Annotated in this window: 13 protein-coding genes; 1 reads left to right on the top strand and 12 read right to left on the bottom strand. The window is 42.6% G+C overall.

Annotated elements, in window-relative coordinates:
• Positions 1-283: 283 nt before the first annotated feature.
• From DWY37_RS12315 to ispE, 5 genes are all read right to left on the bottom strand, one after another.
• On the bottom strand, positions 284-1,423 hold the full coding sequence (locus DWY37_RS12315; RefSeq protein ID WP_158552019.1) for a Ger(x)C family spore germination protein: 1,140 nt from the start codon (positions 1,421-1,423) through the stop codon (positions 284-286).
• Positions 1,424-1,478: 55 nt separating this feature from the next.
• Positions 1,479-2,675: a GerAB/ArcD/ProY family transporter gene (locus tag DWY37_RS12320; protein WP_117697988.1), complete on the bottom strand. Its 1,197-nt coding sequence runs from the start codon at positions 2,673-2,675 to the stop codon at positions 1,479-1,481.
• Positions 2,676-2,677: 2 nt separating this feature from the next.
• Positions 2,678-4,252, bottom strand: coding sequence for a spore germination protein (locus DWY37_RS12325; protein ID WP_118173358.1), 1,575 nt, complete (start codon positions 4,250-4,252; stop codon positions 2,678-2,680).
• Positions 4,253-4,414: 162 nt separating this feature from the next.
• Positions 4,415-5,098, bottom strand: coding sequence for a GntR family transcriptional regulator (locus tag DWY37_RS12330; RefSeq protein ID WP_117697986.1), 684 nt, complete (start codon positions 5,096-5,098; stop codon positions 4,415-4,417).
• Between the two features lie 38 nt (positions 5,099-5,136).
• On the bottom strand, positions 5,137-6,006 hold the full coding sequence (gene ispE, locus DWY37_RS12335; RefSeq protein ID WP_117947545.1) for a 4-(cytidine 5'-diphospho)-2-C-methyl-D-erythritol kinase: 870 nt from the start codon (positions 6,004-6,006) through the stop codon (positions 5,137-5,139).
• 166 nt (positions 6,007-6,172) lie between these two features.
• On the opposite strand from ispE, the gene DWY37_RS12340 reads away from it, so the two are divergent.
• Positions 6,173-6,757: a hypothetical protein gene (locus DWY37_RS12340; protein ID WP_022243716.1), complete on the top strand. Its 585-nt coding sequence runs from the start codon at positions 6,173-6,175 to the stop codon at positions 6,755-6,757.
• Between the two features lie 52 nt (positions 6,758-6,809).
• On the opposite strand, the gene DWY37_RS12345 is transcribed toward DWY37_RS12340, so the two are convergent.
• The 7 genes from DWY37_RS12345 to DWY37_RS12375 form a co-directional block, all read right to left on the bottom strand.
• On the bottom strand, positions 6,810-7,496 hold the full coding sequence (locus tag DWY37_RS12345) for a GTP pyrophosphokinase (RefSeq protein WP_117697983.1): 687 nt from the start codon (positions 7,494-7,496) through the stop codon (positions 6,810-6,812).
• Between the two features lie 228 nt (positions 7,497-7,724).
• Entirely contained in the window at positions 7,725-8,786 is a 1,062-nt protein-coding gene (locus DWY37_RS12350) for a PTS transporter subunit IIC (RefSeq protein ID WP_117947546.1), read from the bottom strand.
• Positions 8,787-8,873: 87 nt separating this feature from the next.
• On the bottom strand, positions 8,874-9,389 hold the full coding sequence (locus tag DWY37_RS12355) for a transcription repressor NadR (RefSeq protein WP_022242312.1): 516 nt from the start codon (positions 9,387-9,389) through the stop codon (positions 8,874-8,876).
• A 24-nt stretch (positions 9,390-9,413) separates the two neighbouring features.
• The gene (locus DWY37_RS12360; RefSeq protein ID WP_022242313.1) at positions 9,414-9,680 is read right to left on the bottom strand and encodes a hypothetical protein; all 267 of its coding nucleotides are present in this window, start codon (positions 9,678-9,680) and stop codon (positions 9,414-9,416) included.
• Between the two features lie 3 nt (positions 9,681-9,683).
• The gene (locus tag DWY37_RS12365; RefSeq protein ID WP_117947547.1) at positions 9,684-10,457 is read right to left on the bottom strand and encodes a TrmH family RNA methyltransferase; all 774 of its coding nucleotides are present in this window, start codon (positions 10,455-10,457) and stop codon (positions 9,684-9,686) included.
• Between the two features lie 9 nt (positions 10,458-10,466).
• Positions 10,467-11,441 carry a 6-phosphofructokinase gene (pfkA, locus tag DWY37_RS12370; RefSeq protein ID WP_117841732.1) on the bottom strand — a complete coding sequence of 325 codons (975 nt, stop codon included), beginning with the start codon at positions 11,439-11,441 and terminating at the stop codon, positions 10,467-10,469.
• Between the two features lie 88 nt (positions 11,442-11,529).
• Entirely contained in the window at positions 11,530-14,991 is a 3,462-nt protein-coding gene (locus DWY37_RS12375) for a DNA polymerase III subunit alpha (protein ID WP_118544543.1), read from the bottom strand.
• Between the last annotated feature and the right edge of the window lie 303 nt (positions 14,992-15,294).

Consider the following 15,294-nt stretch of genomic DNA (forward strand, 5'->3'; position numbering starts at 1 on the left):
TTTTGCCCAATCTCCTCTGCTGTTATCTCCGAAGTTCTCTCGGTTTGGGTAAGATTCTAGAAAAATGAAGTCTTTTTACCCAATCAGAAGCAAATAACAAAGACTATGCTTCCTTCTGCAACTCATTTTGGGCAAAAAGTAATGTAATCTTTCTGTTTTTGCCCAATCTAAGTCAAATTAATAAATTAACTTAAGAAATAATAGGCTGCCGTCAGCATCACCAGAACCAGACATCTTACAAAGATGTTGCCAATGTTACCAGTGTAACCGGGTGTCCAGCATCCTACGGAGATGTCACCAGCGTGACATCCCAATGATATTCCACTGTCAGGTTTTTCCGGTAACTGCTCCAATCCTTCTGATATTGCAAATAAATATCTCTTGCATATGCCCCTAATTTATAATAACTGTTTGTTCCATCTGCATTCTGATTCTGTTGCAATTTTTCTGTCATGGCATCCATCTTTTCTTCCAAAGTCTGCTCTATTTCTGCTTCCACTTCCAGCAGTGCATTTTCATCCTGACTGTCTGTATGAAGGTCTTCCAATTTTTCATCCCTGTGCTTTGTTTTCTGCAGCAGTTCCCTGTTGCCCTGATACTTTCCATCCGCCTTTATTGTAACGGTTTCCGTCACCTGGCCATTCTGCTCCGTAAAAGCATAGCTGCAGCATAAATTACTAAGTGTTACACTTTCTGCATCTTCAAGTGAAATGCTGTAGCTTTTCATCTTCTGCTCTGAGAGCAAAGCCAGTTCTCCCGTTTCCCGGTCCACTTTGCCTGCTGCCGTCCTGCCCTGCATCAGATAATATTTTTCCAGTATCATTTTATCTTCTGCACAGTTAATATAGGGAATCCACAGATTTTCGTTCTCATTTTCCCATATCCGGAACAGGCTGCCCAGGGTAACTGCCTCACTGTCCTTAAAACGTTCATCCGAGGCAATTCTTTCATTCAGATAAGTTCCTACCGGCTCTTTTAAAACTGTATCCATCTCCATCACCTGATCCGGTTCATCCTCCGTAACAAAAAGCAGCGTATTCCTCGAAAAAAGATTTTCCTCTTCCAGATACCCAAGAAATGCCCCCAGCTGCTTTTCATTCTCTAACAGCGACCTGTTTAGAATCAATGCCTTTAAATGGTTATAATCCATCTCTCCAGGATTTTCCCCATCTGCATGTAAAAACAGCTCCATGCAGTCTTTTCCTTCCGCCAGAAGTACCGATGTATTCTCTTTTTCGCTTTTCTCATCTGCCACATCCTTAAGCTGCTCAAAACCAAATGCCATCTGATAGTTCTCCTTTGTCAAAGTCAACGCTGCTGCCAATGGAAAATTCCGTTCTTCCAACTCTGTATTCCCACAGCCGCCAAGGCATAAGACTGCCAAAAATATCATGGAAACAATTGTCACGATTCTATTTTTCATACTGCTGCTCCTTTCCACCATTTTTTCCGCTATCCTTTTTCACTATCCCTTTTCACTATCCCTTTTCCCGGCATTTCCTTATCTCTCCAATGCACAGCGGAAAAATTACCGTCAACGGAAGAAATGCAATTGCCTGAATCCATATAAATATTATTTTCCACTCCGGTAACCGGTAAAAAAGCAATGTGACTGCAAATGTAAGAACCATTACAATTAGTATTATCAATTTTTCTATACTTTTCGCATCGGCTTTTCCCTGAATCGCTTCATTTTTCCCATCCGCTTTCTGGTGCCCTTCCTTTTGCCATACAGCTTTCAGCAAATCTGAGGCATAAAACATTCCGGTATTGATAAATGCGTAAATTGTAAAGAACCAGATTGCTACCATAAAGGCATCCTGCCGTTCGAAGAAACCGCCCGGCAGTTTTATCATGCTCATTAATGTAATTGCCGGATATTTCATTTTCGGCAGCATGCCACTGCCAAAGATGCCAAGCGTAATCAGATAGATTGCAGCATTAAAAATCACTGTAACACAAAGGCTTTTCCGGCATGTCCGTCCTACACGGACATTTTCTGCAAGATAGGGCTGTAAAAACAAAACAAATGCCATTGTGCCATACAGAAGCACAACTGCCGCTGTCCCTTTCACAAAGTTTCCCCAGGAATGTACCATTACCGGAGTCCAGTAAATCGTATTGACATCCTTTGTTGCCAGAAGCAGCATTAAAATAAGTGGAAGAAATACAAACCAGAACAGGATTTCATACACCCGGGCACGCCCTTCGATGCCCTGCCAGATTCCATAGCCACATAAAAGCATTAGTAAAACTGCTGCCAGCACAAATGAACTATCCTTTAACAATTCACTCACCATCAGGTCACTTAAAAGAAATAAGCCATAACCCGCCAGCAGAATTCCCTCGACTGTATAGACTACCAATACAAAAATGCGAATAAAACCATTGCCTTGTTTCTTTAAAATCTCCGGATAACTTTTCCCGATGTTACTGATATTGCTGGTATTACTGCCATTTCTGGTATTACTGTTTTTCCGCTTTTCCTGTAGCAGCTCTGGAAGAAAGGTAAATAGATACACCGGCACTGCTCCCAGCAATATGGCAAATACGCCGTCTGTCCCAAGCATTTTTCCTAACAGTCCGGGAAGCAGCAACGTACTGATTCCGCACATATCAAAAATCAGGAGCCTTGCCATCTGCCTCTCTGATATTTTCTGATTTTCTGAAAACATAATTACTTTTTCCTCCTAAGCCGCAGACGATTGTGGCGTCTCGCAAAAACCGGTCTGTGCCGCAATTGATATAATGGCAGACGTAGCAGACTGTCCCGCTCATCCTGATAATCCGTTACATCTGCGCCTACAAAGGGCATCAGATATGGAATGCCAAAACTCTTAAGATGCGACAGATGAATGAGTACCGCAAGTAAAGCCATCAAAAAGCCAAAAAAGCCCAGCCACGCACACATGGCAATAAAGAAAAATTTCAAGATGCGAAATGCTGTTGCAAATTCTTCATTGGGTACCGCAAAGGAACAAAGTGCTGTAAATGCCACCACAATTACCACGATAGGACTGACCAGATTTGCTTCCACCGCCGCCTGTCCGATAATCAGCCCACCGACAATTCCTATGGTATTCCCCATAGCTCCCGGAAGGCGCACGCCTGCTTCCCGCAACAGTTCAAAGGATAACTCCATCAAAAGTACCTCTACCACCCCGGGAAACGGCACTCCTTGTCTTGCTGCTGCAAAGGATAACAGCAATTTCGTCGGCAGTATCTGTGTATGAAAATTGCAGACTGCAAGATACAGTCCCGGTAATGTCATGGCAAAAAAGGAAGCCAGAAAACGTAACATTCTTCCCAATGATGCAATTTCCCAGCGATTGTAATAGTCATCACTGGTCTGTATGAAGGAGTTATAATCCGTCGGCAGAATCAGTGCAATTGGTGAATTATCCGCAATCAGCACTACCCTTCCCTCTAAAATCGCCATGGCTGCACGGTCTGGCCGCTGTGTGGTCTGAAACTGTGGAAATGGAGAATACCATTTTTCCTCTGTAAGCTGTTCAATAATTCCACTGTCTAAGACTCCGTCAATTTCAAATCCATCAAGCCGCTTTTCTACCTCCTCTAAAACTCCGGGATAAATCAAATCCTCCATATACATCAAATCCACATTGGTCTTACTGCGCAGCCCTACCTTTTTCTCTTTTACCTTTACTTTCGGAGAACGAATCCTTTTACGTACTAATGCCGTATTTGCTTTTACGGACTCGGTAAATCCTTCATTAGAGCCCCGGATTACCTTTTCTGAATTTACTTCTGAAATTCCCATAGACGGGTATCCCTTATCCGGAATCTTTAACGCTTTATCATAGCCATCTATAAATAGAATGGTATCTCCGGTCAGAAGACCTGCTGCTGCATCCGAAAAAGTATCAAAGGGCGTAACATCCGATAAGCCAAGGGCATTCTGCGACAGCCGCTCATAGACTTCTTTTTCATTATAATGACACAATTCGTTTAAAAGCCTGCCAACGAGCGATTTCTCAAAAATTGCTCCACCACCGGTTACCTCTATGTATGCTGCCATACACGCAATCTGCTGCTTCTGTCCAATCTTCATGGTTCGCATTTTAATATCCGCACACCCGGAAAATATCTTCTGAAAACGTGCAGCATTTTCCTGCAAACTGGTTGTAATTTCATCATTGTATTCTGCATTACGTTCTGTTGTATGTTCTGCGGTGTGTCCTGCGATATGCTTTGCAGTGTGCCCTGTGATTTTCTCTTCTTTCTGCTGCATAAATCAACTCCTTGGCATAATTTTTATAGTATCGGATGTCCGCCAGCTCTGCATATAAGCATGCGATTTTCCAGTCACCTGTGCATATGCAAAAAGGACAGACCCTGTGCGGTCTGTCCTTAGTGTTTCCGTATTTTGTTTTTTTATTCCTGTTTCTTTATGCTATTGGTCTTGTTCCTGCTGACGGATCATATCTTTGACTGCTTCTGCCTGATTCTTCACATGCTCCCGCATGGTTTCTGAAGCACGGGACTTGTCCTTCCTGCGAAGACTCTCTGCAATATCCTTATGTTCCTTTAATAATCTCGGATAAATCGTCTCGTCCTTTAAATATTCTACACGGTAACGATACATCTGCTCCCGCAGATTGTTCAGCATGGATACCAGTTTTGCATTTCCGGTAGCATTATAAATAGCATCATGAAATGCTACATCTGCCTGTGCAATTTCTTTTACATCATCACTTTTTAAAGAATTTTCAAAATTCTGTCTTGCCTGTTCTAATGCACCAAACTGTTCATCTGTAATCTGTTCTGTTGCAAGCTGCACTGCCAGTTCATCTAATGCTGCCCGGATCTGTAACACATCTTCCATGTCCTTTTCTGTCATACGGGCAACCTCGGCTCCTCTTCTCGGTATGGTTACAGCAAGCCCCTCCTGCTCTAACATCCGGATGGCCTCACGAATCGGAGTCCGGCTGACTCCAAGCTTAGATGCCAGCTGCAGCTCCATCAGTCTTTCACCCGGTTTTAATTCTCCTTTTAATATTGCCTCACGAAGTGTATTAAATACAACATCTCGCAAAGGAAGATATGCATTCATATTTAATTCCAGATTATCTGTCATATATTAACCCTCCAACCCTTTTTATAAAGAGCATGTTGTTATCTTCTATTATTATAAATCTCTGTTACAAAGACCTGCCTTGCGAGCCCGCTCTGGCGTACAATCGCTGCTGCCATTTTTGCCGTTTCCAGTTCATCAAAAAGTCCAAATACTGTCGGACCACTTCCACTCATCATGGCATTCAATGCACCATTTTCCCGCATCAGTTCTTTTATCTTCTCTATCTCCGGATACTTCTTTGCAGTAACCGTTTCTAAAAGATTTCCCATACTACATGCAATTGCCGGCAAATCCTTTGTGCGGATATTCTGTATCAAGGCATCAATGTCAGGATGCTGTGTATGCTCATCCAGCTTCAGATTCTCATAGACATATTTAGTAGATACACTGACCTGCGGTTTGGCAATCACTACCGGACACTTCACCATCGGTGGCAGTGAAGTTAATTTTTCTCCAATGCCTTCTGCCAAAGCTGTACCACGCATGATGCAATACGGTACGTCAGCCCCAATCTGAACGCCCAGTTCCATCAGTTCTTTCCTCTTTATTCCAAGATTGAATAATTCATTGATTCCATAAAGCACACCTGCGGCATCCGTGCTTCCACCTGCCATCCCGGCAGCAACAGGAATCCGCTTATTCAGCCGGATATCAATGCCTTCTTCAATCTGATATTTTTCTTTCATAAGTCTCGCTGCCCGGTAAGCCAGATTACTTTCATCTACCGGAAGAAATCCAAGATTTGTCTCTAAATGTATGCCAGACTCTATTTTCTTAAGATGAAGCTGGTCATATAAATGAATGGTCTGCATAACCATCTTTACTTCATGATACCCATCTTCTCTCCGACGTAATACGTCCAATCCAAGATTTATTTTTGCCAGTGCTTTTACTGCAAGTTCGTCCATTGTTTTTCTCCTGTATTTTGTATACATGATACAAATTTATGTTATCATTTTTTCTAAAAAAGGTCAATTCTTCCTCTTATATTTTGTCCCATTCTTACCGATAAAATATATGAATAAGACTAAGAATGGATACTTAGTAAGCATTTGACCAAGGAGGGTTAAGATTATGGCAATTAATTCTATTAACAATTATGTATCTGCTGCATCCACTGTTGCCACAGATTCCAAAGTTTCTTCTAAGAAGACCGAATCTTCGAAGAATGACACCTCTACCGGTGTTATCTATGAAAAAGGCTCCAGTGACAAGAGCAGTTCTTCCCAAAAGACACAGAACTCTGCTCTCATTGCAAAGATGAAAGCTGATTCTGACAGCCGTATTTCACAGCTTCGCGGAATTGTAGAACAGATGATGAGCAAACAGGGCGCAGCCATTGGCAAAGCCGATGATATGTGGTCTTTCCTTGCAGGCGGTAACTTCACTGTTTCTGCTGATGTAAAGGCACAGGCACAGGCTGATATTGCAGAAGACGGATACTGGGGTGTAAACCAGACCTCTGACCGTATTTTAGATTTTGCAAAAGCATTATCCGGTAATGACAAGTCCAAGGCCCAGGAATTAGCAGATGCTTTTAAAAAGGGCTTCGATCAGGCTACCAAAGCCTGGGGTGGAAAGCTTCCTGATATTTCCCAGCAGACCTATGATAAAGTATTAGAAAAATTCGATAGCTGGATGAATGGAGAAGACGATTAAATCATTTTTAAGCCACTTGCAAAAAAGAAGCTGCCGGTTTTGGCAGCTTCTTTTATTTTTCTTTATCCGCTCTATTTTTTTCTTCCCGCAATAGCTCTGCTTCCTGTGCTGCCTTGGCCTCTAGAATTGCTTCGTTCAGGGATAACATCTTTGCATCCAGCATAGAAACAATTTCTGCACACTCCCGCAAATCTTTACTGATATATTCCGGTGCATTTCCTTCGAATTTGTAATATATCTTATGTTCAAGACTCGCCCAGAAATCCATTGCAATGGTCCGTATCTGAATCTCAACCTTTGTATCCACTACACGGTCTGATAAAAAAATCGGCACCGTAACCAACATATGATAACTCTTATAGCCGCTTTCCTTCGGATGCCTGATATAATCCTTTACCGATACCACGGTAAGGTCATTCTGTTTTCCAATCATCTCTGCCATACGATAAATATCAGAGGTAAAGGAACATACAATACGGATTCCTGCAATGTCATTTACATAATTGACCATATTATCAATGGTACTCTCGTAACCATATCGTTTCAGCTTCTTTACGATACTCTCCGGCGTCTTAATCCGCCGCTTTATATATTCTATCGGATTGTACTGATGTACATGCTGAAATTCATCATTTAATATTTCAAGCTTGGTTCCAACTTCTTTTAATGCAGAATTATAAAGAAAGATTATGGTATTCCAACCATCTACACCTTCTGTCACTTCAATTGGTGATTCCATTTTCTACTCCTCCATGCATCTACTGCGGAAAATAACCTTTTTATATTTCCGGAATTTTCCTCGTAAGTTATAATATATGCAATAACAATCTAATTTTAGTATAGCACATCTTTGTATAATATGTTTGTTATTAGTTAAATTTTTATCAATTTTTAATAATTATGCACAAGAGGTATTGTTTTTATTTTCTTATGGTATAACTTTTATCTATATTTTCTTAAATCTTTCTTATAAATCGAGCTTCAAATCATTTTCTTTGATCCAGCCAATCTTACGGAAGAACAGACCGAATGCCCAGGTTAAAACACCCGGTAAGATAAAGCATACTAACAGCATTCCAATCCAGTCCATTGGTGTAATGGCTGCCTTGGTGTCGGATGCAATATCATTAATCCAACCGGTATAAATACCAATCTGACCAACCAGTCCACAGGTTCCCATTCCGGATGCTACGGCTGCACCGTTCATTTGAAGATGGAAGACGCAGGTTGCTATTGGACCTGTTATGGCGGAGCTTAAAATTGCCGGAAGCCAGATTCTTGGATTCCGCACGATATTTCCCATCTGTAACATGGAAGTTCCGATTCCCTGTGCGAAAAGTCCACCCCATTTATTTTCCCGGAAGCTCAGTACTGCAAAACCTACCATGTTGGCACAGCATCCTGCTACTGCAGCTCCTCCTGCCAGTCCGGTCAGTCCCAAAGCTGCACAGATTGCAGCACTGCTGATTGGCAGCGTCAGTGCGATACCTACAATTACAGAGACTAAAATTCCCATAAAGAACGGCTGCAATTCGGTTGCCCACATAATGGCATTTCCTACTGCACTGGCTGCGGCTCCGATTGCCGGTGCCCACCAGATTGATAAGCCTGCTCCGATGAAAATGGTTACAAACGGAGTGACGATAATATCAATTTTAGTTTCTTTGGATACTGCTTTACCGAATTCGGCTGCAAAGATGGTGACAATCAATACTGCCAGCGGTCCGCCTGCTCCACCCAGGGTATTTGCGGCCACACCGACGGCTGCCAGTGAAAAAAGCACCAGTGGTGGACACTGCAAAGCAAAACCAATGGAGATTGCCATTGCCGGACCGGTTGCTGCTTTGGCATATCCACCGATGTCCACCAGAAGCTGGATGCCAGCCTGCTCACCAATTGTACTGATAATTGTTCCAATTAAAAGAGAAGCAAAAAGACCTTGTGCCATTGCACCTAAGGCATCAATGCCATATCTTTTTGCTGAGATAATAATATTTTTGCGTTTTAAGAACGCTTTTATCTTTTCCATTTTTCTTCCTCCTTGACTTCAGCTGTCTTGTCAGTTGTCTTGTCAGTCAAGGAGTAGTTTACCATATCGAGAAAAAAAGTCAAGCTGTTATCTTGCGTAGCCTTTTTCCCGTAATTTTTCTTCTATGATGTCAAGTAATTGTTCTGAATCTGCTTCTACGGTATGAAAGTGTTTATTTCCAGTCAGTGTCTTAAGCGGCTTTGCCTTGCTCTTTGCAACCTTTGCAATAAATTCGTCCACATCCTGACGGCTTTTTAAAATCAGATCCACCGTTATCTGTCCGTAAATATCATGCTCGATTACGACGTCTAAGACTTTCCCACCGAAATCCACGATGGTATAAAGCTCATCCTGTGTCTGTTCATCACTGTGGCTTACTGCAATGGTTCTTCTTGCTTTCTGTGTCTCTTCCGAAGGGTCATAAAGCACATAGCCTTTGTTGGTGCTTAAAATATTCTTATTTACTGCACGAAGCAATGCAATATCCTGTACAATCACCTGACGGCTGACTCCTAATTCTTTTGCCAATTCTGTTCCGGACAAAGGTTTTCCCTTCTCCCCCAGCATCTTAATGATGGTATCCCGGCGCATCTGCCCTTCCATTTTCTTTCCTCCTGACACAGTTACTTAATCCTCTTCAATCACATGAATTTCCAAAAAATCAAATTCAATTTCTTCCACAAAATTATCCTGATAAAACCTGGTCTTTGCATGCCGCTTAAATTCATCCACATTGCGGTCTAACCAGATTGGTTTTCCCAAATCAAAGGTATAGCACACCTCATCTAATGCCCGGAACACCTTATGGGTTCTGGTATCCCCGGAGTCATCACAGATGGTGGTATCCTTTAACATATGATTGTCTTTAAATTCTTTTGCCCATAACCGGAACATCCCTTACCTCCTCTGGCGTGCTGCCTCATACATCAGCAGTGTTGCCGCAATTGCTGCATTCAGTGATTCTACTTTTCCTGCCATTGGAATGTGGATATAGGTATCTGCCATTCTGGCAATCTCATCCGATAATCCATTTCCTTCATTTCCAATTAAAAAGCCTGTGGGTTCTTTATAATCCGGCTCCTCATAAGAAACACTGCCCTGCAGATGGGCACTGTAAAGCTTTATTTTCCGGGACTTTAACTGCATCAATATATCCTGCAGGTTTTCCGTCACGAAAAATGGTACGCGAAAGATACTGCCCATAGTGGAGCGGATGGTCTTTGGATTAAAAACATCTACAGTGGTGCGGTTCATGATAATTCCGCTGATTCCCGCTCCCTCTCCGGTTCGGAACATCGTGCCTAAATTGCCCGGATCCTGAATACTTTCAAGAATCAGAAGATGGGCATTTTCCTTTGGTATTACTTCTTCTAAGGTATAATCCGGCATTTTCACAAGACAAAGGATTCCCTGCGGTGTCTTGGTATCGGACACACTTTCAAACACATGATTGACAAGTACTTCATAATTTTTTCCCTGCAGAACTTTTACATGGGATTCCTCTTCCATGAAATGCTCGGAAACATAAATTCTATCAAGCCAGCCTTCCGGGATTTCCCGGAACATACGGATTCCTTCCACAACAAAAAGCCTCTGTTCATTACGAACTTTGGCTTTTTTTACTAACTGAATTAAATTTTTTACCTGCGGATTTGCTGTACTGGTAATCATAATAACATCCTATCTGGAAAGATTTCTACAGATCTCATACTGATATTCCGGAATGGATTTGGTCATTGCCAGTGCCTCGTCAATATCATAATCTACGAATTCACCATTTTTATATGCTACAAGACGGTTGGATTTGCCTTCGCACAGCAAATCTACGGCAATGCATCCCATGGTAGATGCATAAACACGGTCTTTACAGGTCGGGCTTCCACCACGCTGCATATGTCCTAAGATGGTCGCTCTGGTTTCAACTCCGGTTGCTGCTTCAATTCTCTTTGCCATGCTTGCGGAATGACCGATACCTTCTGCATTTACAATAATATGATGCTGCTTTCCACGTTTTCTGTTCTCTATAATATTATTTACAAGCTTCTGCTCGTCATAATCATATTTCTCCGGAAGCAGGATATCCTCTGCTCCATTGGCAATACCACACCACAGTGCAATGTAGCCTGCGCCTCTGCCCATTACTTCAATGATGGAGCAGCGCTCATGGGAGGTTGAGGTATCACGTACCTTATCAATGGCTTCCATGGCAGTATTTACTGCGGTATCAAAACCGATGGTATAATCGGTACAGGAAATATCAAGGTCAATGGTTCCCGGTAATCCGATGGTGTTGATTCCAAGTGCTGCCAGCTTCTGTGCGCCCTTAAAGGAACCGTCTCCACCGATTACGATAATTCCATCAATGCCATGTTTTCTGCAGATTTCAGCACCCTTCTGCTGTCCTTCCGGTGTTACGAATTCCTGACAACGTGCAGTCTGTAAAATTGTTCCACCTCTCTGGATAATGTCTGCTACATCTTTTGCTTCCATATCAATAATCTCTTCCTGCAAAAGACCTGCATAACCTCTCTTAATTCCTTTTACTTTCTTTCCCTTTGCAATAGCTTCCCTTACTACCGCACGGATAGCAGCGTTCATGCCCGGAGCATCCCCGCCACTGGTTAAAACACCAATTGTCTGAATTTCTTTTGACATTCCCTGTTACCTCCTATATGTAAACACTTCTCTTTGTTCTTTATCCAATCATTTTTATTCTAATCCTTAAACTCTGGTTTTGCAATGGCTACAACGACTTTTCTACAACTTTTACATTATCTTTACCTAAGAAATTCCCAAGATCTTCTAAAAGCTCTTTTGTAATTGCAACATTTCTGTTTTCCGGCAGACGCTTCATCTGTTTTTCTGCTGCAAGATAAATAACGACATGCTCTGAGCCATCGGCATCCATCATTTTTCCATAAAGAGCACCTTCTTTTTCTTCGAAATCGCTCTTACTTGGAAACTGCAGCCACAACTCCCGTTTCACTTCATCAAAGGAAATGATTTTCTCACAAATAAGCTTGCCGTTGCGGTCTTCTTCTGCAGTTACACGGCCTTCCACAAATACTTTGGCATCATTTTCAAGATATTTTGCATAACGCTCATAATCCTTCGGGAAAATGATGATTTCCACTGTTCCCACCAGATCTTCTAACGTAATAAATGCCATCGCCTTATTACTCTTGGTATACTTGATGACTTTATCGGTAATCATTCCACCGATACGTACCTTTGCGCCATCCGATACCTTAAGGGTTCCGGTCTCTTCATCCAGTACAAAGTCTGTGGTAACGGCATTGGTATTCTTCTTTAAACGCTCCATATATTCTTCCAGCGGATGTCCGCTGATATATATGCCCAGGACTTCCTTTTCAAAGCCAAGAAGCACTTCTTTGTCATACTCTTCTACATTCGGAAGCTTGATTTCGTACTCTGCCTTGTCCTCTTCCGGTGCAATATCAAAAAGTGTCATCTGACCAGCCATTGTGGTCTTCTTTTCCTGATTCAGTGCATCCAAAAGAGAACCGTATATCATCATCTTCTGACGGCGGTTTCCTTCCAGTCCGTCTAAGGCTCCCGCTTTGATAAAGTTTTCTATGGTCCGTTTATTCACTTCTCTTCCGGAAAGTCTTGTAATAAAATCCTTTAACGTGGTAAACGGCCCACGGATTTTACGCTCCTCCACAATGGCATCAATCACCGGTCTTCCGATACTCTTAATGGCAGAAAGTCCATAGCGGATTGCTTGTCCGGATACGGAGAAACCACCCTCGCCTTCATTGATATCCGGCGGCAGAATTGCGATTCCCATCTGGCGGCAGGTGTAGATATATTCTGAGACTTTGGAAGTATTGTCTAAGACTGATGTCATTAACGCTGCCATAAACTCTACCGGATAATAGTATTTCAAATATGCGGTCTGATATGCAACCACTGCATAAGCTGCCGCATGGGATTTATTAAATGCGTATTTGGCAAAGTCAATCATGTTATCATAAATCTTGTTTGCCACTTTCTCATCGATTCCTCTTGCAATACAACCCGGAACATTTTCTTCCGGATTACCATAGACAAAGTTCTTCCGCTCCTGCTCCATTACCTTGCCTTTTTTCTTAGACATGGCACGGCGCACCAGGTCAGATCTGCCCCATGTATAACCGGCGAGGTCACGTACAATCTGCATAACCTGTTCCTGATACACAATACAGCCATAGGTCGGTGCCAGAATCGGCTCCAATTCCGCGCAGTCATAGGTAATGCTCTCCGGATGGTCTTTTCCCTTGATATAAGCCGGAATAAAGTCCATTGGACCCGGACGGTAAAGAGAAATGCCTGCGATAACATCCTCTAAGCTCTGTGGCTTTAACTCCTTCATGAAGTTCTTCATTCCGGCACTTTCCAACTGGAAGACACCATCGGTTTTGCCGGTTCCAAGAGAGTCTAGCACTTTCTTATCGTTATAGTCGATGGCATTCATATCAATTTTTTTACCGCTGCTCTTTTCTGCAAGACGGACTGCATTCTGGATTACAGTCAGTGTCCGGAGTCCTAAGAAATCCATTTTCAGAAGTCCTAATTCTTCAATGGTAGTCATGGTAAACTGTGTGGTTATGGTGCCATCGGATGCTCTTGACAACGGAACATATTCATCCATTGGTTTCTGGCTGATTACCACGCCTGCTGCATGCATGGACGTATGCCTCGGCAGACCTTCTAATCTTCTTGACATATTGATAAGTTTCTTTACCGACTCGTCAGATTCATACATGCCCCGGAGCTCCGGGTTCATCATCAGTGCCTTATCAATGGTAATTCCCAGTTCATTTGGAATTGCCTTGGCAATCGTATCTACAAAATTGTACGGCAAATCCATGACACGCCCCACATCACGGATTACTCCACGGGCTGCCAGCGTACCAAAGGTTACAATCTGTGTCACACAATCCTTGCCATATTTTTCTACCACATAATCAATAACTTCCTGTCTTCGTTCAAAGCAGAAATCCACATCAATATCGGGCATAGATACACGTTCCGGATTTAAGAAACGCTCAAAAATCAGATTGTAACGAACCGGGTCAATATCTGTAATTCCGGTGGTGTAAGAAACAAGGCTTCCTGCGGCACTGCCTCGTCCCGGTCCCACCATAATATCATGCTCTCTCGCATAATGGATAAAGTCCCACACAATCAGGAAATAGTCCACATATCCCATATTTTTAATAACGGCAAGCTCGTCATCTAATTTCTGTAAATATTTTGGTGCATCGGCTCCATACCGCTTATCCAGTCCTTCATGACACAATTTATTTAAATAAGTCCAGGAATCATAGCCTTCCGGCACCTCAAAATGCGGCACCTTGGTATGTCCGAATTCAATTTCCACATGACAGCGGTCTGCAATCTTCTGGGTATTTTCCAGTGCCTGCAGTGCATATGGAAAAAGTGATTTCATTTCCTCTTCGGATTTGACATAATACTGTCCGCCTTCATAGCGCATTCTGTCTTCGTCCGCTAATTTTTTTCCGGTCTGAAGGCAGAGCAGGATGTCATGAGGCTCTGCATCCTCTGCATTGGTGTAATGCACGTCATTGGTTGCCACCAGCTCAATTCCGGTCTCCTGACTCATGCGGAGAAGCTGCTGGTTTACCAGCTTCTGCTCCGTGATTCCATGATCCTGCAGCTCTAAAAAGAAATTGCCTTTTCCAAAACAGCGTTCATAGCGGTAAGCTACTTCTTTTGCTTCTTCATACATTCCACGTACCAGATTACGCTGTACTTCACCTGCCAGACAGGCACTTAAGGCAATGATTCCCTCATGGTATTTTTCTAACACTTCCATGTCCACACGCGGCTTATAATAGTATCCCTCCACAAAGCCTTTGGATACAATTTTCATCAGATTGCTATAGCCTGTGTTATTCTCTGCCAGAAGCACAAGATGATAGTATCTGTCCTCTCCATGTACCATCTCGCGGTCTAATCTGGAGCCGGGAGCCACATAGACTTCACAGCCAAGAACCGGGTTAATTCCCGCCTCCCTGGCTGCCTTATAGAAATCAATGACACCATACATAACACCATGGTCGGTAATCGCCCCTGCTGTCATGCCAAGTGCCTTGATTTTCTCCACATATTCTTTTATTTTATTTGAACCGTCTAACAGACTGTATTCTGTATGTACATGTAAATGGGCAAATGCCATTCCCGTTTCCTCTCTTCCGCTGTTTCTATTCTTCGCCTTTTATCACTGTCTCATATTATAGCGTTTTTTGCGGAAGGTTTCAACGACCGGAAGGAGATTCTGTGTGGATTATTCCGGGGAAATTATATCAATTTGCGGCATTCGGGCTGCTACCCATATATTAACGAAATTGTTTAGAGACTCTTAGAATTTCTCACCAAAACTGGCAATGCTGGCACATGGACGTGCCAGCAAGGCACAGATGAACATGGATGTGAATTTGTGCCGGTTGCCGGAACTTTTTTTATATTTCATGAAATTCTT

The organism is Roseburia sp. AF25-13LB (genome assembly GCF_003478915.1).
Lineage (GTDB): Bacteria > Bacillota > Clostridia > Lachnospirales > Lachnospiraceae > Roseburia_C > Roseburia_C amylophila.